Source organism: Streptomyces sp. NPDC047525 (assembly GCF_040643025.1).
In the GTDB taxonomy this organism is placed as follows: Bacteria; Actinomycetota; Actinomycetes; order Streptomycetales; family Streptomycetaceae; genus Streptomyces; species Streptomyces durmitorensis.
Genome location: NZ_JBEYTL010000012.1, coordinates 91,822 through 117,902, shown reverse-complemented (window position 1 = coordinate 117,902; position 26,081 = coordinate 91,822). Strand labels below are relative to the sequence as shown.

General features: G+C 70.5%; 20 protein-coding genes, 1 tRNA gene and 1 pseudogene. 7 read left to right on the top strand and 15 right to left on the bottom strand.

The window, feature by feature from the left end:
• Positions 1 to 53 precede the first annotated feature (53 nt).
• Positions 54 to 647 (bottom strand): TetR/AcrR family transcriptional regulator, encoded by a 594-nt coding sequence (locus ABZ833_RS30910; RefSeq protein ID WP_361053264.1) that lies wholly within the window; start codon positions 645 to 647, stop codon positions 54 to 56.
• 88 nt (positions 648 to 735) lie between these two features.
• Between ABZ833_RS30910 and ABZ833_RS30905 the strand changes: the two genes are divergently transcribed.
• The 6 genes from ABZ833_RS30905 to ABZ833_RS30880 all read left to right on the top strand — a co-directional run bounded on the left by ABZ833_RS30905 (position 736) and on the right by ABZ833_RS30880 (position 5,726).
• The gene (locus ABZ833_RS30905; RefSeq protein WP_361053261.1) at positions 736 to 1,362 is read left to right on the top strand and encodes a hypothetical protein; all 627 of its coding nucleotides are present in this window, start codon (positions 736 to 738) and stop codon (positions 1,360 to 1,362) included.
• 487 nt (positions 1,363 to 1,849) lie between these two features.
• A complete protein-coding gene (locus ABZ833_RS30900; RefSeq protein WP_361053258.1) occupies positions 1,850 to 2,386 on the top strand; it encodes a toxin-antitoxin system HicB family antitoxin in 537 nt (178 codons plus the stop codon).
• Between the two features lie 149 nt (positions 2,387 to 2,535).
• Positions 2,536 to 3,381 carry a DUF4097 family beta strand repeat-containing protein gene (locus ABZ833_RS30895; RefSeq protein ID WP_361053255.1) on the top strand — a complete coding sequence of 282 codons (846 nt, stop codon included), beginning with the start codon at positions 2,536 to 2,538 and terminating at the stop codon, positions 3,379 to 3,381.
• A gap of 154 nt (positions 3,382 to 3,535) precedes the next feature.
• Positions 3,536 to 4,534: an ATP-binding cassette domain-containing protein gene (locus tag ABZ833_RS30890; RefSeq protein WP_361053508.1), complete on the top strand. Its 999-nt coding sequence runs from the start codon at positions 3,536 to 3,538 to the stop codon at positions 4,532 to 4,534.
• Positions 4,531 to 5,316 (top strand): ABC transporter permease, encoded by a 786-nt coding sequence (locus ABZ833_RS30885; protein ID WP_361053253.1) that lies wholly within the window; start codon positions 4,531 to 4,533, stop codon positions 5,314 to 5,316. Before ABZ833_RS30890 ends, ABZ833_RS30885 begins: the two co-directional genes overlap by 4 nt.
• A 152-nt stretch (positions 5,317 to 5,468) precedes the next feature.
• Entirely contained in the window at positions 5,469 to 5,726 is a 258-nt protein-coding gene (locus tag ABZ833_RS30880; RefSeq protein WP_361053251.1) for a hypothetical protein, read from the top strand.
• A 169-nt stretch (positions 5,727 to 5,895) separates the two neighbouring features.
• On the opposite strand, the gene ABZ833_RS30875 is transcribed toward ABZ833_RS30880, so the two are convergent.
• From ABZ833_RS30875 to bldG, 11 genes are all read right to left on the bottom strand, one after another.
• Positions 5,896 to 5,969 (bottom strand) — tRNA-Thr (locus ABZ833_RS30875).
• A gap of 101 nt (positions 5,970 to 6,070) precedes the next feature.
• On the bottom strand, positions 6,071 to 7,618 hold the full coding sequence (locus ABZ833_RS30870) for an alpha/beta hydrolase (protein ID WP_361053249.1): 1,548 nt from the start codon (positions 7,616 to 7,618) through the stop codon (positions 6,071 to 6,073).
• 156 nt (positions 7,619 to 7,774) lie between these two features.
• The gene (locus ABZ833_RS30865) at positions 7,775 to 8,980 is read right to left on the bottom strand and encodes a DNA polymerase III subunit delta' (protein WP_249588658.1); all 1,206 of its coding nucleotides are present in this window, start codon (positions 8,978 to 8,980) and stop codon (positions 7,775 to 7,777) included.
• 201 nt (positions 8,981 to 9,181) lie between these two features.
• Complete coding sequence (tmk, locus tag ABZ833_RS30860) at positions 9,182 to 12,316, bottom strand: dTMP kinase (protein ID WP_361053245.1); 3,135 nt, start codon at positions 12,314 to 12,316, stop codon at positions 9,182 to 9,184.
• A gap of 136 nt (positions 12,317 to 12,452) precedes the next feature.
• Positions 12,453 to 15,284, bottom strand: coding sequence for a type I DNA topoisomerase (gene topA / locus ABZ833_RS30855; protein ID WP_361053241.1), 2,832 nt, complete (start codon positions 15,282 to 15,284; stop codon positions 12,453 to 12,455).
• A 296-nt stretch (positions 15,285 to 15,580) separates the two neighbouring features.
• Complete coding sequence (locus tag ABZ833_RS30850; RefSeq protein WP_249588661.1) at positions 15,581 to 15,778, bottom strand: hypothetical protein; 198 nt, start codon at positions 15,776 to 15,778, stop codon at positions 15,581 to 15,583.
• Positions 15,779 to 16,075: 297 nt separating this feature from the next.
• A complete protein-coding gene (locus ABZ833_RS30845; RefSeq protein ID WP_361053238.1) occupies positions 16,076 to 17,608 on the bottom strand; it encodes a class I SAM-dependent methyltransferase in 1,533 nt (510 codons plus the stop codon).
• A 192-nt stretch (positions 17,609 to 17,800) separates the two neighbouring features.
• The gene (locus ABZ833_RS30840) at positions 17,801 to 18,382 is read right to left on the bottom strand and encodes a small secreted protein (protein WP_249588663.1); all 582 of its coding nucleotides are present in this window, start codon (positions 18,380 to 18,382) and stop codon (positions 17,801 to 17,803) included.
• Positions 18,383 to 18,580: 198 nt separating this feature from the next.
• Positions 18,581 to 20,989, bottom strand: coding sequence for a sodium-translocating pyrophosphatase (locus tag ABZ833_RS30835; RefSeq protein ID WP_361053235.1), 2,409 nt, complete (start codon positions 20,987 to 20,989; stop codon positions 18,581 to 18,583).
• Between the two features lie 336 nt (positions 20,990 to 21,325).
• Positions 21,326 to 21,763 (bottom strand): ATP-binding protein, encoded by a 438-nt coding sequence (locus ABZ833_RS30830; protein ID WP_361053232.1) that lies wholly within the window; start codon positions 21,761 to 21,763, stop codon positions 21,326 to 21,328.
• A gap of 113 nt (positions 21,764 to 21,876) precedes the next feature.
• A complete protein-coding gene (bldG, locus tag ABZ833_RS30825) occupies positions 21,877 to 22,218 on the bottom strand; it encodes an anti-sigma factor antagonist BldG (protein ID WP_003975386.1) in 342 nt (113 codons plus the stop codon).
• A gap of 80 nt (positions 22,219 to 22,298) precedes the next feature.
• On the opposite strand from bldG, the gene ABZ833_RS30820 reads away from it, so the two are divergent.
• Positions 22,299 to 24,752 (top strand): DEAD/DEAH box helicase, encoded by a 2,454-nt coding sequence (locus ABZ833_RS30820; RefSeq protein WP_361053229.1) that lies wholly within the window; start codon positions 22,299 to 22,301, stop codon positions 24,750 to 24,752.
• A gap of 282 nt (positions 24,753 to 25,034) precedes the next feature.
• Here the strand turns inward: ABZ833_RS30820 and ABZ833_RS30815 are convergent.
• The 3 genes and pseudogenes from ABZ833_RS30815 to ABZ833_RS30805 form a co-directional block, all read right to left on the bottom strand.
• Positions 25,035 to 25,379, bottom strand: a pseudogene (locus ABZ833_RS30815) (Rv3654c family TadE-like protein); the annotation flags it as partial.
• 23 nt (positions 25,380 to 25,402) lie between these two features.
• Positions 25,403 to 25,795 carry a TadE family type IV pilus minor pilin gene (locus tag ABZ833_RS30810; protein WP_361053226.1) on the bottom strand — a complete coding sequence of 131 codons (393 nt, stop codon included), beginning with the start codon at positions 25,793 to 25,795 and terminating at the stop codon, positions 25,403 to 25,405.
• Positions 25,782 to 25,997, bottom strand: a complete 216-nt coding sequence (locus ABZ833_RS30805; protein WP_361053223.1) for a DUF4244 domain-containing protein — start codon at positions 25,995 to 25,997, stop codon at positions 25,782 to 25,784. The genes ABZ833_RS30810 and ABZ833_RS30805 overlap by 14 nt, the downstream gene beginning before the upstream one ends.
• Between the last annotated feature and the right edge of the window lie 84 nt (positions 25,998 to 26,081).

The following is a 26,081-nucleotide window of genomic DNA, read 5'->3' as shown; positions in this document are numbered from 1 at the left end:
CTCAAGCACTCCCCCGCACCCACGCGCACGCCCACACCCACACTCACACCCACTCAAGGAACGAGCGAACGCCAAATCCGCTCCGGCAGAACCCGGGCGGCCTGATCCAGATCGACATCGTCGAAACCGGAGAGCCAGCGCCGCGCGGTCGCGACGACGGGCCCCAGGACCAGCCCCTCGATCAAGGGCATCGGCAGCGGAGCGACCTCACCCGAATCCACGTGCCGCTGCATCCAGGCGGTCATCGGGGACAGCCTGGCCTCCTGCGCGTCACGGAGCTGCCTGGCCTGAGCCATCCCGAGCCGGTCGGCGTACGAGGAGTGCAGGAGCCGCGCGGCGTCCGGGTTCTCCTGGATGAACTTCAGGTAGGCCCGCACGAGGGAGCGGATACCGGTCCGCGCCGTACGGGACCGCTCCACGGACGCGGACAGCTCGGCGAGGAGCCGGCCGAGCCAGCGCAGCAGCAAAGCGTTCATGAGGCCGTCGACGCTGCCGAAGTGGTGGTAGAGACTCCCGAGGCTGACACCGCTGGTCTTGGTGAGCGCGCCGACGGTGACGCCCTGCTCTCCGGACTCGGCGTAGACCTGGAGCGCGGCATCCAGGAGTCGGTCGGCGGTCTCTTCACCGCGCTGTTGCTTGGGGCTCATGGTGTCACCAGCGTAGAGCACACCACTTCTAGAGCGCTTTTCTAGAAAAACACTCCACCCAAACGGCCCGCTGAATCATACTGACCCCGTGTCTGAACCCATATCTCCGACGCCGCGCCCTGGCACCACACGCGGCTCCACACCCGGCTCGCCACCCAACTCACCGCCCGGCTCCACCGCCCGCGGCTGCCTGGCGGCACTAGGCGCCGTCGGCGCCGTACTCGTCGTCATCCTGCTCCTGAACCAGGGGGACGACGACAGCGACAGCGCCTCTCCGAGCTCCTCGACGAGCCAGGGATCGTACGACCCGTCCACCAGCACCCCGTACACGAGCGACCCCTACACGGACACCCCGTCCACGGACTCCCCGTACACCGACGACGTGCCCGCCGACGATCCGTACGACACCGGAACCGACCCCGTGGCCACCCCCACCAGCGAGGCCCCCACCCCCTTCCGGTCGGGCACCTGCCTCAACGGCACGCTGCCGGACTCCACGACCGCGCAGGAGGTCGACGACGTGGAAGAGGTGGCCTGCTCGGCGTCCGACGCCCACTACGAGGTGATCCAGACGATCCCCATGACGTCGGACATGAGCCGCTGCGACGACAACCCCAAGACGCAGTACGCCTTCTCGTACCGCTACACCCTCAACGGCTCGACCATCAACGAGTACGTCTACTGCCTGGTCGGCCTCGGCTCATACGCGCGCTGAAGGGCCCGCACGCACACCGGCCCAGACCCACGAACGATCACTCTCGCCGAGCAACAGCAGTACAACTTTCTAGAAAGATCTTCCAATCAGGTCGACCCGAGGTCCACACTGAGCCCCGTGGCCGGACCCGCGTCCGTCCGTGCGGCCGGGGGGGCGCACGAACGGCCCCGGGCTCGGCCACGGCGATGCCCGGGGCCAGGCAGGCACCGAGAGCAGACGACCACCCCTCGCCGCACCACATGGCACTACGTGGCACTGCATGGCACTGCATGGCGCAGGCTGACGCCATCCGGCGCCAAATGGCGCCACACGGTGCCACGTGGCGCCGTCCCACACGCCAGGAAGCACGCGAACACGCGAGGCGCCACACCACCCCGGGCCAATCTCCCCACATTTCCGCAGGTCAGAGCGGCCCACCCGCACTCGACCCCCCACACAACACCATCGAGGCTTGCGGGTGGCGCCACAGTGGTGCCATGATGGCGTCATGGACCTCACGCCGTATGTCGACAACCTCCGCCGCGAACTCGCGGTGGCCGCCGAAGCCGGCGGCGAAGACGCCCGCGAGCTGGCCGAGCGGCTGACCGCCCCGCTGGAGTCGGCGACCCGTCTGACCATGCTCAACGTGCTCTCTGCCGCGATGGACGAGATCACCCGCGAGCTGGCCCCCGGTTCGGTCGACGTACGACTGCGTGGCCTCGACCCCGACTTCGTGGTGGTGCTGCCGCAGCACGAGGACCAGACGGAACCGCTCGACGCACCGGCACAGGCGCAAGCTGCCCCTGCGCCCGGACCGGCCCCGGCCGACAGCGACGAAGGCGGCACCGCCCGCGTCAACCTCCGCCTGCCGGCCCACCTCAAGGCCCGCGCCGAGGAGGCCGCGAGCCGCGAGGGCCTGTCGGTCAACGCGTGGCTGATCCGTGCCGTGTCGGCCGCGGTCGACACGGGCGGCGCCGCCACCAGCCCCCGCACCCCCGCGAAGACCAGGTCCCTCGGCCAGAGCTTCACGGGCTGGGTGAGCTGACCCGAGCTGACCAACCCTCGTACCAGCCCAGCCCAGCCCAGACCAGCCCAGCCCAGCCCAGCCCAGCCCAGCCCAGCCCCGCTTCACACCACACCACACCCGCGGGGACGCCAAGAACACTCAAGAGGACCCAAGAGGACGGGACAGCCATGCCTTCTTTCGACACTCCCCAGCCGATCTCGGTCAACGCCCAGGTGGACGCGGGGTCCATCCAGTTCGCCGCGGCCGACCGCGCCGACACCGTCGTGGACGTGGCCCCCCGAGACCCGAAGAAGCGCCAGGACGTGCGGGCCGCCGAGCAGACCGAAGTCACCTACTCGGGCGGCAGGCTGCACATCAAGACGCCCAAGCAGCGCTACCTCGTCGGCCCCACCGGCACCGTCGACGTGACCGTCGAACTGCCCACGGACTCGGGCGTCGAACTGACCGGCGCGTGGACCCAGGTGCTCGGCGAGGGCCGGCTCGGCGAGGTCCGCGTGAAGACCTCGTCCGGCGACGTCCGCCTCGACACGACCGGCCCGCTGAACCTGACCGCATCCCACGGCTCGATCACCGTCGACCGCGTGGAGGGCCCCGCCGAGATCACCACCAGCTCCGGCAGCCTGCGCGTCGGCACCGTCGACGGCACCGCCGTCCTGAAGAACTCGCACGGCTCCACGAACGTCGGCACCGCCTCCGGCGACCTGCGGGTGAGCGGCGCGAACGGCGACATCAGCATCGAGCGCGCCGAGGGCTCGGTCTCCGCCACCACCGCGCACGGCACCCTGCGGGTGGCCGAAGTCGCCCGCGGGACAGTGCAGTTGGAGACGAGCTACGGAGCCATCGACATCGGCATCCGCGAGGGCACGGCCGCCTGGCTCGACGTCAGCTCCGGCCGCGGGCAGGTGCGCAACACGCTCACCTCGTCCGAGAGCCCGGAGAAGACCGGGGACACCGTCGAGGTCCGCGCCCGGACCCGCTGGGGCAACATCGACATCCGCCGAGCCCGCGCCTGAGCACCACCGCTCCACTCAACTCCAGTCACCGCGCACCACACGAGCCACACCACACGAGCCCCACCCCCACTAGCTCCACCCCTACCAGCGCCACCCACACCCCAGCCACTGTGTTCCGACCCTCGACCGGGAGGACCCCATGCCTTCATCTGTCATGCCCACGTCCAGTCAAGGTGATGGTCACCCGTCGCCCGCAGCCATCTCCGCGGCCGTCTCCGCCGTCGCCCTGCGCAAGTCGTACGGCGACAAGCTCGTCCTCGACGGGATCGACCTACGCATCCCGGCCGGCTCCGTGTTCGCCCTGCTCGGCCCGAACGGCGCGGGCAAGACCACCGCTGTGAAGATCCTCTCCACCCTCATCAGGGCAGACGGCGGCCAGGCCCAGGTGGCGGGCCACGACGTCGCCGCCTCCCCGGACGGAGTCCGCGCCGCGATCGGCGTCACCGGCCAGTTCTCCGCGGTCGACGGACTGATCACCGGCGAGGAGAACATGCTCCTCATGGCGGACCTGCACCACCTCTCCAAGCGCGAAGGGCGGCGGGTAGCAGCCGAGTTGCTGGAGCGCTTCGACCTCACCGAGGCGGCGAGGAAGCCCGCATCCACCTACTCCGGCGGCATGAAGCGCCGCCTGGACATCGCCATGACACTGGTCGGCAACCCGCGGATCATCTTCCTCGACGAGCCGACCACCGGCCTGGACCCCCGCAGCCGCCACAACATGTGGGGCATCATCCGCGAACTGGTCTCCGACGGCGTCACGGTCTTCCTCACCACGCAGTACCTGGACGAGGCAGACGAACTGGCCGACCGCATCGCGGTGTTGAACGACGGCAAGATCGCAGCGGAAGGAACAGCGGAAGAACTGAAGCGCCTGATCCCGGGCGGACACATCAGGCTCCGCTTCACCGACCCGGCGGCGTACCAGTCAGCCGCATCGGCCCTGCGCGAGGTCACCAGGGACGACGAGGCCCTGTCCCTGCAGATCCCCAGCGACGGCACCCAGCGCGAACTGCGCGGCATCCTCGACTGGCTGGACTCGGAAGGCATCGAGGCGGACCAACTAACGGTGCACACCCCCGACCTGGACGACGTCTTCTTCGCCCTGACGGGCCCGACCAACACCCCCAACAAGACCAAGGAGACCGTCCGATGAGCTCCCTCGCCCTCACGGTCCGCGACTCGTCCACGATGCTGCGCCGCAACCTCCTGCACGCAAGGCGCTACCCGTCGCTCACCCTGAACATCCTGCTCACACCGATCATGCTGCTCCTGCTCTTCGTCTACCTCTTCGGCGACGTGATGAGCGCGGGCATCGGCGGCGCGGACCGCTCCGACTACATCGCCTACATCGTCCCCGGCATCCTGCTGATGACCATCGGCGGCACGACGGTCGGCACCGCGGTCTCCGTCTCCACGGACATGACCGAGGGCATCATCGCCCGCTTCCGCACGATGGCGATCCACCGAGGCTCGGTGATCATCGGGCATGTGATCGGCAGCGTCCTGCAGTCGATCGCCAGCGTGGTCCTGGTGGGCGCGGTAGGCGTGGCCATCGGCTTCCGCTCGACGGACGCCACGGTCCTGGAGTGGCTGGCGGCATTCGCCCTGCTCGTGCTCTTCGCCACGGCGCTCACCTGGATCGCGGTCGGCATGGGCCTGGTCAGCCCGAACGCCGAGGCGGCCAGCAACAACGCGATGCCGCTGATCCTGCTGCCGCTCTTCTCCAGCGCCTTCGTCCCGGTCGACGCCATGCCGGGCTGGTTCCAACCGATCGCCGAGTACCAGCCCTTCACCCCGGCCATCGAAACCCTGCGCGGCCTGCTCCTGGGCACCGAGATCGGCAACAACGGCTGGCTCACGCTCGCTTGGAGCCTGGCGCTCTCTGCCCTCGGCTACTACTGGTCAAAAGCAGTCTTCAACCGCGACCCGAAGTAGCCAACCCCACCCACACAAAGCAGAAGCCCCAGGCCACGGCAATCGTGCCCTGGGGCTTCGACCACACAAGCAGTCCTTGCTTCGAGTGGTCTGCTCCTACGGACAACGCGCAAGCGACGGTGACGCTCTTACGTGATCTTCGTTGTCAGCCCATGAAGAAGATCGTCACTATCGCCGGACTCGCCCTCGGCACCATCGCCCTGGCCGCTCCCGCCCACGCCGACAACGACAGCAACTTCGGCGAAAGCGTGAACGCCGCGAACAACTGGAACTTCACCGCAGCGGCCGTGTGCCTGCAAGAGGTCGCCGTCGTGCCGGTACTCGGCGACTGGGTGGGCGACCACAAGAACAACTGCTCCAACGGCAACGTCATCGATCACGCAGGAAGGGCGTTGCCGCCCCTCCGCTGAGTGCCCACCACTGGCCCCGCACCCGACAGGTGCGGGGCGTTCTTCTGCCGGGAGCCTCCCCCTTGGCACGCAGAACACCGCGACCACGAAGAACATTGAGTTCCGCCCCCGCCGCATCCCGGCATGAAAAAACCCCAGGTCACGGCGAGTGAGTCCTGGGGTTAATCCGAGCCGCCTTCGGGATTCGAACCCGAGACCTACGCATTACGAGTGCGTTGCTCTGGCCATCTGAGCTAAGGCGGCACGCGTCCCGCACCTATGGTGCGATCAGCAGCGACGCCAAGTCTACACAGTTTCCGGGGGTGCTCCGCACACCCCCGGCTGACGCGGGCTCCTCGCCCGCATCACCCCTGTGAGCAGCGTTTTCCGTCCTCCGGGGCCTTGCCGTCCAGCAAGTACTCGTTGATCGCCGAGTCCACGCACTTGCTGCCGCGCCCGTACGCCGTGTGCCCGTCCCCCTCATACGTGAGCAGCTTGCCCGAGGAGAGCTGGTCGGCCAGGGACTCGGCCCAGCGGTAGGGGGTCGCCGGGTCGCGGGTGGTGCCGACCACGACGATCGGGGCCGCGCCCTTCGCCTCGATGCGGTGCGGCTCCCCCGTCGCCTTCACCGGCCAGTACGCGCAGTTCAGCGAGGCCCAGGCCAGGCCCTTGCCGAAGACCGGGGAGGCCTCCTCGAAGTCCGGGAGCGACTTCTTCACGTCGTCCGCCGTGGCGAAGGCCGGGGGCAGGTCGAGGCAGTTCACGGCGGCGTTGGCGAACATGAGGTTCGCGTACGTTCCGTCGCCGTCGCGCTCGTAGTAGCTGTCCGAGAGGGCGAGGAGGCCCGCTCCGTCCTTCTCCTTGATCGCGGCGGCCAGCGCCGTGCGCAGCTGGGGCCAGGCGGCCTCGTCGTACATCGCGGCGATCACGCCCGTCGTGGCGAGCGCCTCGCCCAGCTTGCGGCCGTCGGAGTCGCCGGTGGGGATCGGCGTGCGGTCCAGGTCGTCGAAGAGTGACGTGAGGCGTTTGCCCGCGTCCTCCTCGCTCTTCGTTCCGAGGGGGCAGTCCGACTGCCCCACGCAGTCCTTGGCGAACGACTGGAACGCCGTCTCGAAGCCCGCCGTCTGGTCCCGGTTCATGCGGCGGGCCGGCAGCGAGGGGTCCATCGCTCCGTCCAGGACGAGGCGCCCGACGCGGTCGGGGTAGAGCCCGGCGTACGTCGCCCCCAGGAACGTGCCGTACGAAGCGCCCACGTAGCTCAGCTTCTCGTCGCCGAGCGCCGCGCGCAGGATGTCCATGTCGCGGGCCGCCTCGACCGTGGAGACATGCGGAAGCACCTCACCGGAGTGCTTCTCGCAGCCCGCCGCGAACTTCTTGAAGGAGTCCGACAGTTCGGCGGTCTCGCGCTGGTCGTCCGGAGTGATGTCCGTCTGCGTGTACGCGTCCATCTGCTTGCCGTTGAGGCAGGTGACGGGCTCGCTGCGGGCCACGCCGCGCGGGTCGACCGCGGCCATGTCGTACTGGGCGCGGACCTCTTCGGGGTAACCGAGTGCCGCGTACGTCTGGAGGTAGCCGATCGCCGAGCCGCCGGGGCCGCCCGGGTTGACCAGGAGCGAGCCAAGGCGCTTACCGGGCCCTGTGGCCTTCTTCCGGGAGACGGCGAGCTTGATGGCCTCGCCATCCGGCTTCGCGTAGTCCAGCGGCGCCTTCATCGTGGAGCACTCGAAGCCGGGGACGCCGCACTCGCGCCAGTTCAGCTTCTGTCCGTAGTACGGAGACAGCCCTTCCGGAGTGGCGCGGGGCAGCGCGGCCATGGACGCGTCCGCCGTCGAGCTCCCGGCCGAGCAGCCGGAGATGAGCAGTCCGGCGGCCAAGAACACGGTCGCGGGGGTGCGGAGTCCTCTGATGCGCATCACGCGAGCCTAACGCTATGCGTTGGCGTGGTGACGCAATGTGCCCGTATGGGTGACTCCGTCAATCCTCGGGCCCCCTCGACCGGCATTCGGCACCCGTCCGCCCCTCAGCGCTCGCCCGCCGCCCGGCCGATCACCGCTCCCGGGCTGACCCGCCTAGCCCGCCCGCAGCGCCACCGCCATCGCCTCCACCGCGAGCAGCGGCGCCACATTGCGGTCCAGTGCCGTGCGGCAGGCGCCGATCGCCTCGATGCGGCGCAGCGTGGACTCCGGCGAGGTGCCGCGCGCCAGGCGCTCCAGCATGTCGAGCACCTCCGTGTTGGCCAGCGCCACGCGGGAGCCGAGCTGCAGGGTGAGCACGTCCCGATAGACGCCGGTCAGCTCGATGAGTGCGAGGTCGAGGCTGTCGCGCTGCGTACGGGTCTTGCGGCGCTTCTGCCGGTCCTCCAGCTCCTTCATGATGCCCGCAGTGCCGCGCGGCATCCGGCCGCCCTTCTCCGCGCCGAGCGCCGCCTTCAGGTCGTCGGTCTCCTTGACGTCGACCTCCTCGGCGACCTGCTTCGCGTCGTCGCCCGCCGTGTCGATCAGCTCCTGCGCGGCCTTGAGGCAGCCACCGATGTCCTCCACCCGCAGGGGCAGCTTGAGCACGGCGGCACGACGCTCGCGCGCCCGCGGGTCGGTCGCGAGGCGGCGGGCGCGACCGATGTGCCCCTGCGTGGCGCGCGCGGCGGCAGCGGCGACGTCCGGCTCGATGCCGTCACGCCGGATGAGCACGTCCGCGACGGCGTCCACCGGAGGCGTACGCAGCGTCAGATGGCGGCAGCGGGAGCGGATGGTGGGCAGCACGTCCTCGAGCGAGGGCGCGCAGAGCAGCCATACGGTGCGCGGGGCGGGCTCTTCCACGGCCTTCAGCAGGACGTTGCCCGCGCCCTCGGTGAGGCGGTCGGCGTCCTCCAGGACGATGACCTGCCAGCGGCCGCCCGCGGGCGACATCTGGGCCCGCCTGACCAGCTCGCGGGTCTCCTTGACGCCGATGGACAGCAGGTCCGTACGCACCACTTCGACGTCGGCGTGCGTGCCGACCAGGCTCGTGTGGCACCCGTCGCAGAAGCCGCAGCCGGGGGCGCCGCCGAGCGCGCGGTCCGGGCTGGTGCACTGGAGCGCGGCGCCGAAGGCGCGGGCCGCGGTGGACCGCCCGGAGCCGGGCGGTCCCGTGAACAGCCAGGCGTGCGTCATCTTCGACGCCTCGGGCCGCGGAGCGCCCGTGGCCACGGCGGTGACCAGCGTGTCGGCGTCCCGGGCGGCGGCACCGAGCTGCTCACTCACCCGATCCTGGCCCACCAGGTCGTCCCATACGGTCATCGGTCACCGCCTCCACCCTGCTCTTGCACTTGCACTTGCACTTGCTCTTGCACCTGCGCTCGCGACGCCGCGTCGTACCCAGTACCTCGCACGTCGCCCGTCGCACGTCGCACCCCGCGCTGTCGCATTCATTGTGGAGCACGCCACTGACAACGCAGGACGCCCCGCAGGATGTCCTGCGGGGCGCCCGTCCAGGGAGGCTCAGCGCCCGTTCCGGCCCCGGCCCCGCCCGCGCCCGCGGCCGCCCTCGTCGTCGTCCGGCTCGCCCAGCAACTCATCGGCCAGCGAAGGCAGATCGTCCAGCGGAGTCTCCTCCGCCCAGTCCGAGCGCGGCCGCTGCCGAGGAGCTCCCTGCTCGTCGACCTGGGGCAGCTCACGGGTCCGGTCGTTCCCGCCACCGCCGTCGGGCGCGGGAGCCGGACGCTCGTCGCGGAAGTACCCCGGCGGCACCTTGTCCTCCTGTACGGGAGGCAGTACCGCGGTTTCGTCGGCAGCCCCCGGCACCGGCGGCTGCGGCAGCACCTCGGTCTCCTCCGAGGCGGACGTGTCCCGTACCGGCGGGAGCACCGCGGTCTCGTCGGCCGCGCCCGGCGCCGGCGCACCGGGCTTCACGACGGGAGTGGGCACCGTCGTCTCGTTGTCCGGCACGGCATCCGAGGGGGACGCGGCCGGAGCCTGAGCCGGAGCCGGCTTCGAACGGGGCGCGGAAGGAGCCGGAGTCGAAGCAGCAGCCGTCGAAGCAGCCGCTGCGGCCACCGCCGAAGCCGCCGCCAAGCGCCGCGCCTCCTCGGCCCGCAGCAGGGCTTCCTCGGCCTTGCGCTGCTTCTCGATGCGACGCTCCTCGGCCTCGGCCCGAAGCCGTGCCTCTTCCTCCGCCTCCCGGCGGCGGCGCGCCTCCTCGGCGGCGCGCACCTTCTCCTCGGCGAGCAGTCGCGCCTGCTCCTCCTCGGCCCGGCGCTTCGCCTCCTCGGCGCGCTGCCTGGCCTCCTCGGCCTGGCGCTCGGCCTCGCGGCGCTGCGCCTCCTCCAGCTCGCGGCGCTTGCGCTCCTCCTCCTCGGCGCGGAGCTTGGCGAGCTGCTCCTGGCGCTCGCGCTCGACCCGCTCCTCCTCGGCCTTGCGCGCGGCCTCTTCCTCGGCCTTGCGGCGCGCCTCTTCCTCGGCCGCCTTGCGGGCCTCCTCCTGCGCCTTCACCTCGGCCTCGGAGAGCGGCAGCATCAGGTCGAGCCGGTGCCGGGCGACGGTCGTGACCGCCTCCGGCTCCTGGGCGGCGTCGATCACCAGATACCGGCCCGGGTCGGCCGCGGCGAGGGTCAGGAAACCGGACCGCACGCGCGTGTGGAACTCGGCGGGCTCCGACTCGAGTCGGTCGGGCGCCTCGGTGAACCGCTCCCTGGCCGCCTCCGGAGAAACGTCGAGCAGCACCGTCAGATTCGGCACGAGCCCGGCCGTCGCCCAGCGCGAGATGCGGGCGATCTCGGTCGGGGACAGATCGCGCCCCGCGCCCTGATACGCCACGGACGAGTCGATGTACCGGTCGGAGATGACGACCGCGCCCCGCTCAAGGGCGGGACGTACGACCGTGTCCACGTGCTCGGCACGGTCGGCGGCGTACAGAAGTGCCTCGGCGCGGTGCGAGAGACCTGCCGACGACACGTCGAGCAGGATCGACCGCAGCCGCTTGCCGACCGGAGTGGCTCCCGGCTCGCGCGTCACGACGACCTCGTGGCCCTTGGCCCTGATCCACTCGGCGAGCGCCTCGGCCTGCGTGGACTTGCCCGCGCCGTCGCCGCCCTCCAGGGCGATGAAGAAGCCCGTGGCCGCGATCCCCTGCTCCGGGTCGTCGCCGCCGCGCAGCGCGTCCCGCAGGTCGTGCCGCAGCGGCACGCCCTGCCGGTCGTCGATCTTGGCGAGCACCAGCGCGGCCACCGGCAGGAGCAGCGCGCCCACCAGCATCAGCGTGAAGGCGGCGCCTCCGTGGTCGAACACGAACTTGCCGTTGACGAAGCGGTGCGGACCGATGGCCGCCGCGACCACGGGGGCGATGAGCGCGCCGAGCGCGACGAAGAGGCGTACGACCGCCTGGAGGTGTTCCGTCGTGCGCGCCCTGCGGTAGTCCTCGACCTCCTGGTCGAGCAGCGCGTGCCCGGTGTGCGCGGCGATGCCCGCGGCCACGCCGGTGAGCACCAGGAGCAGCAGCACGGTCGTCACGTCGGGCACGAGGCCCGCGGCGAGCAGCGCGACACCGGTGAGGGCGATCGCGAGCGCGAGCAGCCGTCGGCGCGGAAGCGTGGGCAGCAGGGACGGTGCGGTGCGGATGCCGACGACGGTGCCGCCGGTGAGCGCGAGGACGATCAGGCCGTACGTGACGGGCCCGCCGTCCAGGTCCTTGGCGTGCAGCACGGCGACGGCCACGGCGGCCGCGACGGCCCCGGCGATCGCGGCGCAGGCGGCGACGAGCAGCGGGATCGCGCCGGTGCGGCCCTTGTCGGTGCCGCTGCCGGTGCGCGGCCTGCGCAGTCCTTCGAGCGGGCTACGCGCGCGTGGCGTCTGCGTGGCGGGAAGTTCGAGGAAGTAGACGATCGACAGCGAGGCGGCGAAGAGGCCCGCGGCGACGAACGAGCCGAGCCCCGCCTGGTGCACCTCGAACCAGTCGAGCCCGGTGCCCAGGAGGTTGCCGATCAGCGTGACGAAGACGAGCGCGGCGGCCGCGAGGGGCAGCGCCACGAATCCCGTACGCAGCGACAGGCGCCGCAGTGCGTCCATGTGGTCCGGCAGCGGCCGCACGGTCGCGCCCTCCAGGGGCGGCGCGGGCAGCAGCGCGGGCGCCGCGCTCTCCCGGCAGACCGTCCAGAAGCGCTCGGCGACGCCGATCACGAAGGCGGTGACGAGCAGCATCGCCAGCGCGTTGTCCGGGGTCCAGTCGATCCACAGCGGCGCGACGATCAGGAGTCCGGCCCGCAGGCCGTCCGCCACGAGCATCGTCCAGCGCCGGTCGAGCGGCCCGTCCGGTGAGGTGATCGAACTCAGCGGCCCCAGGAGAACCGCCCCGAAGAGCAGCGTCGCGAGAACGCGTGCCCCGAAGACGGCCGTGACCGCGAACGCGACTCCTCGATAGCCGCCCCCGAACGCCCCCTCGGCAATGGCCGCTTGCAGCGCGAGCACCACAAGGACAAGGAGGGCGAGGGCATCGCCGACACCGCCGACCAGCTGGGCGCTCCAGAGGCGCTTCAGCTGCGGCACGCGCAGCAAGGCGCGGACAGCACGCTCTCGGGAATCTGCGACCAGGGCGTCGTCGGGGGCCGGGTTTCCGACCGTTGGCTGCTCGGCACGCGTCATCCGTCCAGCCTATCCGGCCGGTGTGACACACCGAAGGGGCGCCCGAACAAACGGGCGCCCCTTCGGTTCACACATTCACAGCGCCGTACAGCACGACGCGTACAGACGCGTACAGACCCGTACAGCTGGCCGCTGCCTACTCGGAGTCGGACGCCTGCGCGGCCGAAGCCGCGGTCTTCTTGGCGGCCGCAGTCTTCGTAGTGGTCTTCTTCGCGGCCGTCGTCTTCTTGGCGGCCGTTTTCTTCGCAGCGGTCTTCTTGGCGGCGGTCTTCTTGGCCGGGGCCTTCTTCGCCGCCTTCTTGGCGGTCTTCTTGGCCGGACCCTTCGCCCGCTTCTCCTCGAGCAGTTCGTAGCCACGCTCGGGGGTGATGTCCTCGACGCTGTCGGCGGCCCGCAGCGTCGCGTTCGTCTCGCCGTCCGTGACGTACGCCCCGAAGCGGCCGTCCTTGACGACGACCGGCTTTCCGCTGACCGGGTCCTCGCCGAGCTCCTTCAGCGGCGGCTTGGCGGCGGCCCGCCCGCGCTGCTTGGGCTGGGCGTAGATCGCGAGGGCCTCGTCCAGCGTGATGTTGAAGAGCTGCTCCTCGGCCTCCAGGGAGCGCGAGTCCGTGCCCTTCTTCAGATACGGGCCGTAGCGGCCGTTCTGCGCGGTGATCTCGACACCCTCGGCGTCGGCGCCCACCACACGCGGCAGGGACATCAGCTTCAGGGCGTCCGCCAGAGTCACCGTGTCGAGTGACATCGACTTGAAGAGCGAGGCCGTCCGCGGCTTGACCGCGTTCTTGCCGGTCTTCGGGGTGCCCTCGGGGAGTACCTCGGTGACGTACGGGCCGTAACGGCCGTCCCTGGCGATGATCTCGTGACCCGATGTGGGGTCGGTGCCGAGCGCGAAGTCGCCGCTCGGCTTGGCGAGCAGCTCCTCGGCGTACTCGACGGTCAGCTCGTCCGGCGGCATGTCGTCGGGCACGTCGGCACGCTGATGGCCTTCCGCGTCCTTCTCACCGCGCTCGATGTACGGGCCGTAGCGGCCGACCCGCAGCACGATGCCGTCACCGACGGGGAAGGAGGAGATCTCCCGGGCGTCGATCGCGCCCAGGTCGGTCACCAGCTCCTTGAGCCCGCCGAGGTGGTCGCCGTCGCCGTTGCCCGCGCTGGACGCGGCGCCCGCGTCGTCGCCCTCGCCGAAGTAGAAGCGCCGCAGCCACGGCACGGCCTGCGCCTCGCCCCGCGCGATGCGGTCGAGGTCGTCCTCCATGCGTGCGGTGAAGTCGTAGTCGACGAGCCGCCCGAAGTGCTTCTCCAGGAGGTTGACCACGGCGAAGGACAAGAAGGAGGGCACAAGGGCCGTGCCCTTCTTGAAGACGTAGCCGCGGTCGAGGATCGTGCCGATGATCGACGCGTACGTCGACGGGCGGCCGATCTCGCGCTCTTCGAGCTCCTTGACCAGCGAGGCCTCGGTGTAGCGGGCCGGCGGCTTGGTCGCGTGGCCGTCGACCGAGATCTCGTCGGCGGACAGCGCGTCGCCCTCGCTGACCTGCGGGAGCCTGCGCTCGCGGTCGTCGAGCTCGGCGTTCGGGTCGTCCGCGCCCTCGACGTACGCCTTCATGAAGCCGTGGAAGGTGATGGTCTTGCCGGACGCGTTGAACTCGGCGTCGCGGCCGTCGGCGGCCGTGCCGCCGATCTTGACCGTGACGGAGTTGCCGACCGCGTCCTTCATCTGGGAGGCGACGGTCCGCTTCCAGATCAGCTCGTAGAGCCGGAACTGGTCGCCGGTCAGGCCGGTCTCGGCAGGCGTGCGGAAACGATCACCCGAAGGACGGATCGCCTCGTGCGCCTCCTGCGCGTTCTTGACCTTCCCGGCGTACGTGCGGGGCTTGTCCGGCAGGTAGTCGCTGCCGTACAGCTGCGTGACCTGGGCGCGAGCGGCGGTGATCGCCGTGTCGGACAGCGTCGTGGAGTCCGTACGCATGTAGGTGATGAAGCCGTTCTCGTACAGCTTCTGGGCCACCTGCATCGTGGCCTTCGCGCCGAAGCCCAGCTTGCGGCTGGCCTCCTGCTGCATCGTCGTCGTACGGAACGGCGCGTACGGAGAGCGGCGGTAGGGCTTGGACTCGACGGAGCGGACCGCGAACCGGGTGTTCTCCAGGGCCGCGGCGAGCGAGCGGGCGTTCGCCTCGTCCAGGTGCAGCGTGTCGGACTTGAGCTGCCCGATCGAGCTGAAGTCGCGGCCCTGCGCGATGCGCTTGCCGTCGACCGTGGTGAGGCGCGCGACCAGCTGCGAGGGGTCGGAGGCGTCACCGGTGCGGCCGGTGCCGAAGGTGCCCGTCAGGTCCCAGTACTCGGCGGAGCGGAAGGCGATGCGCTCGCGCTCACGCTCGACGACGAGGCGGGTCGCCACGGACTGGACGCGGCCGGCCGACAGGCGCGGCATGACCTTCTTCCACAGGACCGGCGAGACCTCGTAGCCGTAGAGACGGTCGAGGATGCGGCGGGTCTCCTGGGCGTCGACCATGCGCTTGTTGAGGTCGCGGGGGGTGGCCACGGCCTCCTGGATCGCGGCCTTGGTGATCTCGTGGAACACCATGCGCTTGACCGGGACCTTGGGCTTCAGGACCTCGAGGAGGTGCCACGCGATGGCTTCGCCCTCGCGGTCCTCATCGGTGGCGAGGAAGAGTTCGTCGGAGTCCTTCAACAGGTCCTTGAGCTTCTTGACCTGCGCCTTCTTGTCGGCGTTGACGACATAGATGGGCTCGAAGTCGTTCTCGACGTCCACGCCGAGACGGCGCACCTCGCCGGTGTACTTGTCGGGTACCTCCGCGGCGCCGTTGGGGAGGTCGCGGATGTGCCCGACGCTCGCCTCGACTACGTAGCCGGGGCCGAGGTAACCCTTGATCGTCTTCGCCTTGGCAGGCGACTCGACGATGACGAGTCGGCGGCCGCCCTTTGCGGTCTCGCTGGTCGGGGACAACTTCGCTCTTCTCTCCGGTCGGTGCTCGGTGGCCGTGCTGCGTGGCCTCGTGGCCGTGCTGCGTGGCCTCGCTCGGTGCGCTTGCGTTGCGCTGACGCTGCGGAGTGTGACGGTACATCCCGCCCCCGTGTCAAACGGGAAAAGCCCGCAACGGCCACTCGAACGGTAACCCGACTACCGCCATTCCTGCCGCCCGGAGTGGCGACCTGCCCTTTCACCACCGGCTTCACCACCGGCTCGGCTCCGGCGCCGGGCCTACGGCCCGTACGCGCCCCGCGGCCACCGGCCGCCTCCCGTCACAGCCGAGTGAAACACCACACTCCGAGCACCAGTGCGCCCGATCCGGCGAGCGCCGCGAGTGTCGCGGATGCGACAGGGTTCACACCGTGGGCGACCGGCGAGCGGTGCGCCACGCGTGCCCCGGTCCACAGCAGCAGCCCCGCTCCGAACAGCGCGAATACCGATCCCGCGAAGATCGCTGGTCCGCTCTCCATGGCATTGCCTCCCCGTACTGAGTTCCCGGCTTGGGAAACTTGCACGCCCGGGAAGCCGGGGCGCGAACCCCGGGTGAACGGAGAGCGCCCGGCCGAAATCACCGGCCGGCGCCGGGTCCAACTCGACCGGATCCGGTCGCCTCGGAACTGGTCCGCACAGTCCACCTTCTCGATGTACGTCCAGCGGTCGCCGACGCCCATCCATCCCACCCACAACGGGGGACCGATGTCCGCGAAACGTACGAGACACGCCGTACGCGTACCGCCAACGGCCCGGCGGTACGCCTCACGACGTCTCTAGGACGCGACCGGCTCCAGGAAGCCCTGCTCGACGAGGAGCCGGATCTGAGAGGGCGTACGGTCCCGCAGCAATACGGGGTCCTCCCCCACCAGTTGGGCGATCGCGTCGAGGATCCGCCCGGCGCTCAGCGTCCCGTCACACACACCGGCGAAGCCCGCACCCACCGTGTCCACCTTGGTGGCCCGCCGCATCCCGCGCTGCTGGCGCAGCACGACGTGCTCCGGGTCCTCGGCGCCGGGCAGCCCGACCTGCTCCTGCACGACCCCGTCCGCGAGCTTGAAGTGCCCCGCGAGCAGCGCGGCGTCGTCGTGCGCCCGCAGGAAGTCCTGCCGCGCGAAGAACTCCCGCACCGTCTCGCCCAGCGGCTGCTCGACGGGGTGCGGCCACTCCTCCACGGTCACGGACGGCTCGGCGGCACCAGACGCGGCACCAGCCTTGCGGAGTGTGATCCACCCGAAGCCGACCGCGCGCGTCTTGCGGGCCTCGAACTCGTCGAGCCACGCGTCGTACCGCGCCGCGTACTCCTCCGGATCCGTCCGGTGGTCCCCGGCGTCCCGCAGCCACAGCTCGGCGTACTGCGTGATGTCCTGCACCTCGCGCTGGACGATCCACGCGTCGCACCCGCGCGGCACCCAGGACCGGAGCCGCTCGGTCCACTCCTCGCCGTCCACGTGCTGCCAGTTGGCGAGGAAGTGCGCATACCCCCCTTCGTTCAACCGCTCCCCCGCCTGCTGAACGAGCGACCGGCACAGATCGTCCCCGCCCATCCCGCCGTCGCGGTAGGTGAGCCGCGCCCCGGGAGAGATCACGAAGGGCGGATTGGACACGATCAGGTCGTACTTCTCCTCGCCCACGGGTTCGAAGAGGGAGCCCTCCCGCAGGTCCGCCTCCGGAGCACCGGACAGCGCCAGGGTGAGCCGCGTGATGTGCAGCGCACGGGGGTTGAGGTCGGTCGCGGTCACCCGGGTCGCGTGCTGTGCGGCGTGCAGCGCCTGGATCCCTGAGCCGGTACCGAGGTCGAGAGCGCTGGCCACGGGCGTACGCACCGTGAGTCCGGCGAGCGTCGTCGAGGCCCCGCCGACACCGAGTACGACCCCTTCGTCATGGCTGCCGATGCCGCCGGCGCCGCCGACCGCGCACCCCAGGTCCGAGACGATGAACCAGTCCTCACCGCTCGGCCCGCCGTAGGGCCGCACGTCCACGGTCGCCTTCAGCGCGCCCTCGCCGTCCGCCGCGGAGAGCCAACCGCTCTCCTGCAGAGGGCCGACCGGCAGAACGGCCGCCACGCGCGCGTGCGGCACGGAACGCTGCAACAGGAAGAGGCGTACGAGCGTCTCCAGCGGCCCTTCGCCGCGGGTGGCCCGCAGCGCGGGCACGGTCTCGCTGCGCGCGAGCGCCGTGTAGGCAGGCGCCCCGAGCAGCTCGAGCAGCCCGTCAGCGGTGAAGTCGGCCGCCAGCAGGGCTTCCCGCAACTGGGTACAGACGTCGGCACGATCGGACGAGGGCAGGGGGGCGCTAGCAATACTCACCCCTTCATTGTGACCCGACAAGGCCACACCGGCCGTCCCCCGCTGTGGACAGGCGCTCCGCAAGACGAACCCCACCCTGGCTTTCCCAGCCGTGCCCCGAAGCTGCCGGGCGCAGCTGAACGCAACGCTGCCCCGGAGCCGGGGGGAGTCCCCCAGGCTCCGGGGCAGCGAGGCAAAGCGGAGGGGCAACCCCTAGGCGGCGGAAGGCGTAGCGCTAGCCGACTTGCAGCTGTCCTGCTTGCTCATCGCCTTGCCCACCTCACCCTCCTGAAGCTTCTCAAGCGCCTCGTTGCCGCTCTTGCTCAGCTTGTCCAGCTCGCCCGCGACAGACTTGAGGCCGTCCGCGAAGTCCGCCTGGTTCTTGGTGTCCAGGCCGTCGACCTTCTTCTTCAGGTCGCCGTACGACTTGGAGATGGCGTTCAGTTCCTTGACCGCGTCGTCGGTCTTCTTCTGACCGCCGTCGACCGGCGGGGCGCCCGCGTCCTTCACCGCGGCGCCCATCGCCTTGTAGGCGTCGGACATGTCCTGGAACGCCTTGGAGTCGGTCTTCTGGACGTCCTCCGGCGAGCTGTTGTCCGAGGTCTCCTTCTGGATCGCGGCGTTGGCGGCGGCGATCTTCTTCGACTGCGGCTGGACCGAGTCACAGACGTCCTTGGCCCAGGAGTCCAGCTTCTCGTTGCCGTCGTCGCTGCAGCCCGACAGCGCCAGTACCAGTACCGCACCGCCGGACAGTGCGGCTGCAAGCTTCTTGTTCACCGGATTGGTCCCTTCCATGGCTCTCGGCCCCGGAACTTACACGCCAACTGGGCTACAACCGCATGCCGGGGGTCCGGTACCACCCCTATTGAAGCCATTTGCACCAAGCAGAGAGCGCGAGAGAAGGCTCACGAGAGATTCACCGGGCGCACAAAGGGCGGACGCCGCGTCAAAACGCGCCGCCCGCCCGTGTGTTGGGCAGAGTCTGACCCGGTGTTACGAAACCACGGCCGGGTCAGCCGAGTTGCCTACTCGCTCCGCACCACCGTCCTCCTGGTCGCCCACGGCGATGCCCCGCCTCTTGGAGACGTACACCGCGCCGATGATGACCAGGATCGAGAGCACCGCGATCAGTGCCCGGATCCCCGCGCTCGCGTCATCCCCGTAGCTGAACTGGACGACCGCGGGCGCGATGAGCAGCGCCACCAGGTTCATCACCTTCAGGAGCGGGTTGATCGCCGGGCCCGCGGTGTCCTTGAACGGGTCACCGACGGTGTCGCCGATGACCACCGCGGCGTGGGCCTCACTGCCCTTGCCTCCGTGGTGGCCGTCCTCGACGAGCTTCTTCGCGTTGTCCCACGCGCCGCCGGAGTTGGCGAGGAAGACCGCCATCAGCGTGCCCGTGCCGATCGCGCCCGCCAGGAACGAGCCGAGTGCGCCGACGCCGAGCGAGAAGCCGACCGCGATCGGCGTGAGCACGGCGAGCAGACCTGGCGTGGCCAGCTCGCGCAGCGCGTCCTTGGTGCAGATGTCGACGACGCGCCCGTACTCCGGTTCCTCGGAGTAGTCCATGATCCCGGGGTGCTCGCGGAACTGCCGCCGCACCTCGTAGACCACCGCTCCCGCCGACCTCGACACCGCGTTGATCGCGAGCCCCGAGAAGAGGAAGACGACCGCGGCGCCCAGGATCAGGCCGACCAGGTTGTTCGGCTGCGAGATGTCCATGACCAGGTTCATCGGGGCGCCGTCGCCCATTTTCTCGCCGACGTCCTTGGCCGCGGTCGCGATGGCGTCGCGATACGAGCCGAAGAGCGCCGCGGCCGCGAGAACGGCCGTGGCGATGGCGATGCCCTTGGTGATGGCCTTGGTGGTGTTGCCGACGGCGTCCAGGTCGGTGAGCACCTGCGCGCCGGCGCCCTCGACGTCACCGGACATCTCGGCGATGCCCTGCGCGTTGTCGGAGACCGGACCGAAGGTGTCCATGGCGACGATCACGCCGACCGTGGTGAGCAGGCCGGTTCCGGCGAGCGCCACCGCGAACAGGGCGAGCATGATCGACGTACCGCCGAGCAGGAACGCCCCGTACACGCCGAGCCCGATCAGGAGCGCGGTGTAGACGGCCGATTCGAGCCCGATGGAGATGCCCGCCAGGACGACGGTGGCCGGGCCGGTGAGCGACGTCTTGCCGATGTCCTGCACCGGACGGCGGGTGGTCTCCGTGAAGTACCCGGTGAGCTGCTGGATCAGCGCGGCCATGACGATGCCGATCGCGACGGCGACGACCGCGAGAACCCGCGGATCGCCGTCGTGACCCGCGATCGCCGTGTCCGTGACGCCGTCCAGGTCTGCGTACGACGACGGCAGGTAGACGAAGACCGCCACCGCCACGAGCACCAGCGAGATGATCGCGGAGATGAAGAATCCGCGGTTGATGGCCGTCATGCCGCTCCGGTCGGAGCGCCGTGGGGCCACCGCGAAGATCCCGATCATCGCCGTCACGACGCCGATCGCCGGGACGATCAGCGGGAAGGCGAGTCCGGAGTCCCCGAACGCGACCTTGCCGAGGATCAGCGCGGCGACCAGGGTCACCGCGTAGGACTCGAAGAGGTCGGCGGCCATGCCCGCGCAGTCGCCGACGTTGTCGCCCACGTTGTCGGCGATGGTCGCGGCATTCCTCGGGTCGTCCTCCGGAATGCCCTTCTCGACCTTGCCGACCAGGTCGGCGCCGACGTCGGCGGCCTTGGTGAAGATGCCACCGCCCACACGCATGAACATCGCGATCAGCGCCGCCCCGAGGCCGAAGCCCTCGAGGACCTTCGGCGCGTCGGCCGCGTAGACCAGCACCACACTGGAGGCGCCCAGAAGGCCAAGACCCACGGTGAACATGCCGACGACGCCGCCCGTGCGGAAAGCGATCTTCATGGCCTTGTGCGAAACGGCGGTGAGATCCTTTTCGGGTTCACCTTCCGCCGGAGTGGCCTCTCGTGCGGCTGCCGCCACACGAACATTGCTGCGTACGGCGAGCCACATGCCGATATAGCCGGTGGTCGCCGAGAACACCGCACCGATCAAGAAGAAGATCGATCGGCCGGCACGCTGATTCCAGTCGTCTGCGGGCAGCAGCAGGAGCAGGAAGAACACCACGACGGCGAAAACACCGAGAGTGCGCAACTGCCTGCCGAGGTAGGCATTGGCGCCCTCCTGGATCGCTTTGGCGATCTTCTTCATGCTGTCGGTGCCCTCGTCGGCCGCGAGCACCTGGCGTACGAGCACCCAGGCGACCGCGAGAGCCGCGATCGCGACGGCCGCGATGACCATCACGATGAGGCGGTTGTCGTCGGTCAGTACTGCGGCTGCGAAGGTTGTGGGGTGGTCAAACTGATGAGGGGAAAAAAGCCCCGCCATTCGTCCTCCTTGACGCCTGGGGTGAGCTCAAGATGTGGACGGATTGTAGGGAGCGGAACCTGATCAAAACAGAGCGCCGCAAACGGAATTGGCTCGAGATTGCTTCCCAGCAAATGATCGCGACCGCAGACTGACCCCGAAAGCGGTAATGCCCCAAAAGCGTTGACGATGGTCGGCAGTCCCGAGGCAATTGACTGGGGCAATGATCCACAAAAGATCCACAAAGAAAAAAGGCCCTGCTCCCGGGTCGGGAGCAAGACCTTGGTACGGCGGTTGCCTCAGCCGCGTCGGTACTGCGGTCGCCTCAACCGCGTCGCGAAGAGGGTGCTCCGCGGGTCAGAGAAGCGGTGCCGGGGTCGTCGGCCACGTCATGCGGATCAGACCGCCGCCCTCGCCCGCGGTGACCTCCACGTCGTCCACGAGCCCGCTGATGACGGCGAGACCCATCTCGTCCTCACCCTCGGCGTCCAGATCGTCGCCCGCACCGGGCCCCGCGCCGGACGCCCGGTCGCCGGGAGTCGCGTGGGGGGCGTCGTCGCCGACCTCGATGGAGAACTGCTTCTCGTCCTCGATCAGGGCGACCCGCACCGGCGTCGCGACACCGTTGCTCTGATGCAGCCCCACGGCGCGCGTGCAGGCCTCGCCGACCGCGAGTCTGACCTCGTCGAGAACGGCCTCGTCCACTCCGGCCCTGCGCGCGACCGCCGCCGCCACGAGCCGGGCGGTCCTGACGTGCTCGGGCAGCGCGCTGAAGCGGAGTTCAACGGTGGCCATGCATCCCCCTCGGACATACGCGCGTGCTGTCAGGGGGCCGGGCCGAGGGCCCGGTCCCCTGCTGTTCTGCCACCCCCGGGCCGGACAAGCAGGCGACCCGGGGCATCCGGCTCTCAGTCGGTGGCCGCGACCGCTTCCTCGACCGAGGTGTGAATGGGGAACACCTTGGTCAGGCCGGTGATGCGGAAGATCTTCAAAATGCGCTCCTGGTTGCAGACCAGGCGCAGCGAGCCCTCATGGGCACGCACCCGCTTCAGGCCGCCGACCAGCACGCCGAGTCCGGTGGAGTCGAGGAAGTCCACGCCCTCCATGTCGACGACCAGGTGGAAACTGCCGTCGTTCACCAACTCGACCAACTGTTCGCGCAACTTGGGCGCGGTATAAACGTCGATTTCTCCACCGACCTCGACGACCGTACGATCGCCGACGGTACGGGTCGACAGGGACAGGTCCACGGATCCTCCAGCACCTTGCTATCGAGCGGTCATCCCTTGGGACACCTCGGCAGAGCCCCCGGGACGGATCGCCAGCCGCGATGGCATTCAATCACTTACCGGCAGGCGTGCACGACGCCTTGGGACCATTGTCCATCCCGCCGGTGACACACTCGGTGCCGATGGCCAACTTTTCTCCACCGGGCGGACCCTCCTCGGGCGCCCCGGTACGCACGTCTCCACGGGCGGTCCTGGACCGGCTGACCGCGGGGCCGAGCCGTGCTTCGCGCGTCACTCATACGGAGCACTTGCCCCCGCGCGAGGCACGATATGCAGTCTGGCCTGATCGCATCCGTTCGGAGGTCGTATCCGCGGTCCAGGCGGCCGGGATCGAGCACCCCTGGACCCACCAGGCGCTCGCCGCCGAGCACGCCCTGGACGGCGAGTCGGTCATCGTCGCCACCGGAACCGCTTCGGGAAAGTCGCTGGCCTACCTCACCCCCGTCCTCTCGGCCCTCCTGGACGGCTCCGAGGCCCCCAACGGCCGCGGCGCGACCGCGCTGTACCTCGCCCCCACGAAGGCCCTGGCCGCCGACCAGCGCCGCGCGGTGCGCGAACTCGCGGCGCCCCTGGGCAACGCGATCCGCCCCGCCGTGTACGACGGCGACACCCCCGTCGAAGAACGCGAATGGGTACGTCAGTACGCCAACTACGTCCTGACCAACCCCGACATGCTGCACCGCGGGATACTCCCGTCCCACCCCCGCTGGTCCTCCTTCCTGCGCGCCCTGCGCTATGTCGTCATCGACGAGTGCCACACCTACCGCGGCGTCTTCGGCTCCCACGTCGCCCAGGTCCTGCGCCGCCTGCGCCGCCTCTGCGCCCGCTACGGCTCCGATCCCGTCTTCCTCCTCGCCTCCGCCACCTCCGCCGAGCCGGCCGTCTCCGCGGAACGCCTCATCGGACTTCCCGTGAAGGAGGTCGCCGACGACGCCTCGCCCCGCGGCGAACTCGTCTTCGCCCTCTGGGAACCCCCGCTCACCGAACTCCACGGCGAGAAGGGCGCTCCCGTCCGCCGCACCGCCACCGCCGAGACGGCGGACCTGCTGACCGACCTGACCGTCCAGGGCGTGCGCTCGGTCGCCTTCGTACGCTCCCGGCGCGGCGCCGAGCTGATCGCGGTGATCGCCCAGGAACGCCTCGCCGAGGTCGACCGCTCCCTGGCCCGCCGCGTGGCCGCCTACCGTGGCGGATATCTCCCCGAGGAGCGCCGCGCCCTGGAGCGTGCCCTGCACTCCGGCGAACTCCTCGGCCTCGCGGCCACCACCGCCCTCGAACTCGGCGTCGACGTCTCCGGGTTGGACGCCGTGATCATCTCCGGCTATCCGGGGACCCGTGCCTCGCTCTGGCAGCAGGCGGGCCGCGCCGGGCGCTCCGGGCAGGGCGCGCTGGCCGTCCTGGTCGCCCGCGACGACCCGCTGGACACGTATCTCGTCCACCACCCCGAAGCGCTGTTCCAGCAGCCGGTGGAGTCGACGGTCCTGGACCCCGACAACCCGTACGTCCTCGCGCCCCACCTCTGCGCGGCCGCCGCGGAACTCCCGCTCACGGACGACGACCTGGCGCTCTTCGGCCCGCCCACCGAGGAGCTGCTCCCGCAGCTGGAGGCCGCGAAGCTGCTGCGCCGCCGCACGAAGGCCTGGCACTGGACCCGCAGGGAGCGGGCCGCCGACCTGACCGACATCCGTGGCGAGGGCGGCAAGCCCGTCCAGATCGTCGAGGAGGGCACGGGCAGGCTGCTCGGCACCGTCGATGCGTCCGCCGCGCACACCGCCGTCCACGAGGGCGCGGTCCACCTCCACCAGGGCCGTACCTATCTCGTGCGCCGGCTGGACCTGGAGGACTCGGTCGCGCTGGTCGAGGAGGCCGGTCCGCCGTACTCCACGACCGCCCGCGACACCACGGCCATCTCCATCCTGGAGACGGACACCGAGATCCCCTGGGGCTCCGGCCGCCTCTGCTACGGCTCCGTCGAAGTCACCAACCAGGTCGTCTCCTTCCTGCGCCGCAAGCTCATCACCGGCGAGGTCCTCGGCGAGACGAAGCTGGACCTGCCGCCCCGGACCCTGCGCACCCGCGCGGTCTGGTGGACCGTCACCGAGGACCAACTGGACGCCGCCCGCGTCAATCCGGAGATCCTCGGCGGCGCGCTGCACGCCGCCGAGCACGCCTCCATCGGCATGCTGCCGCTCTTCGCGACCTGCGACCGCTGGGACATCGGCGGTGTCTCCGTGCCGCTGCATCCGGACACGCTCCTGCCGACCGTCTTCGTGTACGACGGCCACCCCGGCGGCGCGGGCTTCGCCGAGCGGGCCTTCCACACGGCCCGCGAGTGGCTCACCGCCACCCGCCAGGCCATCGCCTCCTGCGAGTGCGAGGCCGGCTGCCCGTCCTGCATCCAGTCCCCGAAGTGCGGCAACGGCAACGACCCCCTGCACAAACGCGGCGCCGTCCGCCTCCTGTCCACCCTGCTCAAGGACGCACCCGCCCCCTGAGGGGCATCTGCCGACCGGCGGCACGGTGCCGTCACCTGTCCGATCCGGAGCTGAGCGCCCGGCCCGCACCTCAGGCTTCCGCCCAGCAGGCGCCACAGGGGGGCCAGGCGGCCCTCCAGGGGCTCGCGCCGCCCGCACGGCCGCCCGCCACCCGGCGTGCGTCACAGCCCCTGCTGCCGACGCCTGGACACCCGCGCGTGGCGGATCTGCCGGGCCTACCGGTGCCGCCGGGCCAGCCTGACCTGCCTGACCTGCCGGACCCGCCGGACCCGCCGGACCCGCCGGACCCGCCGGACCCGCCGGACCCGCCCGGGATCTCACCTCCGTCACGAACGGGCCGAAGTCCGCCGCCGCGGTGACGTCCGCGACCTCGCCGTGCACCGCGCACCGCACGAGTCGCGTCCCCTGGGCCTCGGCCACCCGACCGGCCTTGGCACACGCCCCAGAACGCCCCTCCGCCCAGTGGTCAGCGGCCGCAAGCGCCGCCAAGTCGGCCGCGCCGCCCGCTCGATGGCGGGCGACGATCACCTGCCCCATCGCGAGGACCGCACCGCAGACCACGCACAGCACGGCCATCACGACGACGACCCACACCGTGGCGGCTCCCCGGTCCGACGCGGCCCCCACGGTCCGGAATCCGCCCCGCCCCCTCACGCGCCCACCCCCACCGTCTCCTCCGCCAACGCCACCGCCTCCGACCGCACCCGCAGCCCCAGCCCCAGTGCTCCGGGCCCCGGCGAGTCCGCCGCGACCTCCACCCGCACCAAGTCGCCGTCCCGCCGCACGGCCACCGACGCGCCACGCGGCGCCGCCTGCCGAGCCGCCGCCACGGCCGCGCTCTCGGGGTCCTGCCGGGCCATCGCACGCGCCCCGGCCCGTGCCGCGTCCACGCACTGGATCTGCGCGGACGCGGCCAGCAACGCCCAGACCAGCGCCATCGTGAACAGCACGAGCGTGGGCAGCACCACGGCCGCCTCAGCCGTCACGAACCCCTGGTCCCCGTGGCGGCCCCGGCCGCCGCGTGCCCGCTCAGAACTGGACATCGAGCGCCTTCTCCACGACCGCCTGCAGCGCCGCCCTGACCTGCCCGCTCGTCACCACCTTGTAGAGCAGTCCGGCAAACCCCACCGCCGCGATGAGACCCATCGCGTACTCCGAAGTGACCATCCCCGCGTCCCTCCGCACCGCACGTGCCCTGCACCGCAACGCTCGCGCACACAGCTGTCCCCACATCTCAACCCCCATGGAATTTCAGTCCGTTCAGATCACAGCGGCCACGCCTCACGAAGCCACCGTCCAGCCACTCAGCCGTCGCGCCACTCGGCCGTC

Bases quoted from the DNA above. Each gene is read 5' to 3' on its own strand.
- ABZ833_RS30865 (WP_249588658.1), bottom strand. From the start codon at position 8,980: ATGACCGTATGGGACGACCTGGTGGGCCAGGATCGGGTGAGTGAGCAG.
- ABZ833_RS30830 (WP_361053232.1), bottom strand. From the start codon at position 21,763: ATGGCCACCGTTGAACTCCGCTTCAGCGCGCTGCCCGAGCACGTCAGG.
- ABZ833_RS30850 (WP_249588661.1), bottom strand. From the start codon at position 15,778: ATGGAGAGCGGACCAGCGATCTTCGCGGGATCGGTATTCGCGCTGTTC.
- ABZ833_RS30840 (WP_249588663.1), bottom strand. From the start codon at position 18,382: ATGGAAGGGACCAATCCGGTGAACAAGAAGCTTGCAGCCGCACTGTCC.
- ABZ833_RS30890 (WP_361053508.1), top strand. From the start codon at position 3,536: ATGCCCACGTCCAGTCAAGGTGATGGTCACCCGTCGCCCGCAGCCATC.
- ABZ833_RS30870 (WP_361053249.1), bottom strand. From the start codon at position 7,618: ATGCGCATCAGAGGACTCCGCACCCCCGCGACCGTGTTCTTGGCCGCC.
- ABZ833_RS30910 (WP_361053264.1), bottom strand. From the start codon at position 647: ATGAGCCCCAAGCAACAGCGCGGTGAAGAGACCGCCGACCGACTCCTG.
- ABZ833_RS30895 (WP_361053255.1), top strand. From the start codon at position 2,536: ATGCCTTCTTTCGACACTCCCCAGCCGATCTCGGTCAACGCCCAGGTG.
- ABZ833_RS30820 (WP_361053229.1), top strand. From the start codon at position 22,299: ATGGCATTCAATCACTTACCGGCAGGCGTGCACGACGCCTTGGGACCA.
- ABZ833_RS30810 (WP_361053226.1), bottom strand. From the start codon at position 25,795: ATGTCCAGTTCTGAGCGGGCACGCGGCGGCCGGGGCCGCCACGGGGAC.
- ABZ833_RS30835 (WP_361053235.1), bottom strand. From the start codon at position 20,989: ATGGCGGGGCTTTTTTCCCCTCATCAGTTTGACCACCCCACAACCTTC.
- ABZ833_RS30900 (WP_361053258.1), top strand. From the start codon at position 1,850: ATGGACCTCACGCCGTATGTCGACAACCTCCGCCGCGAACTCGCGGTG.
- ABZ833_RS30805 (WP_361053223.1), bottom strand. From the start codon at position 25,997: ATGGGGGTTGAGATGTGGGGACAGCTGTGTGCGCGAGCGTTGCGGTGC.
- ABZ833_RS30880 (WP_361053251.1), top strand. From the start codon at position 5,469: ATGAAGAAGATCGTCACTATCGCCGGACTCGCCCTCGGCACCATCGCC.
- ABZ833_RS30885 (WP_361053253.1), top strand. From the start codon at position 4,531: ATGAGCTCCCTCGCCCTCACGGTCCGCGACTCGTCCACGATGCTGCGC.
- tmk (WP_361053245.1), bottom strand. From the start codon at position 12,316: ATGACGCGTGCCGAGCAGCCAACGGTCGGAAACCCGGCCCCCGACGAC.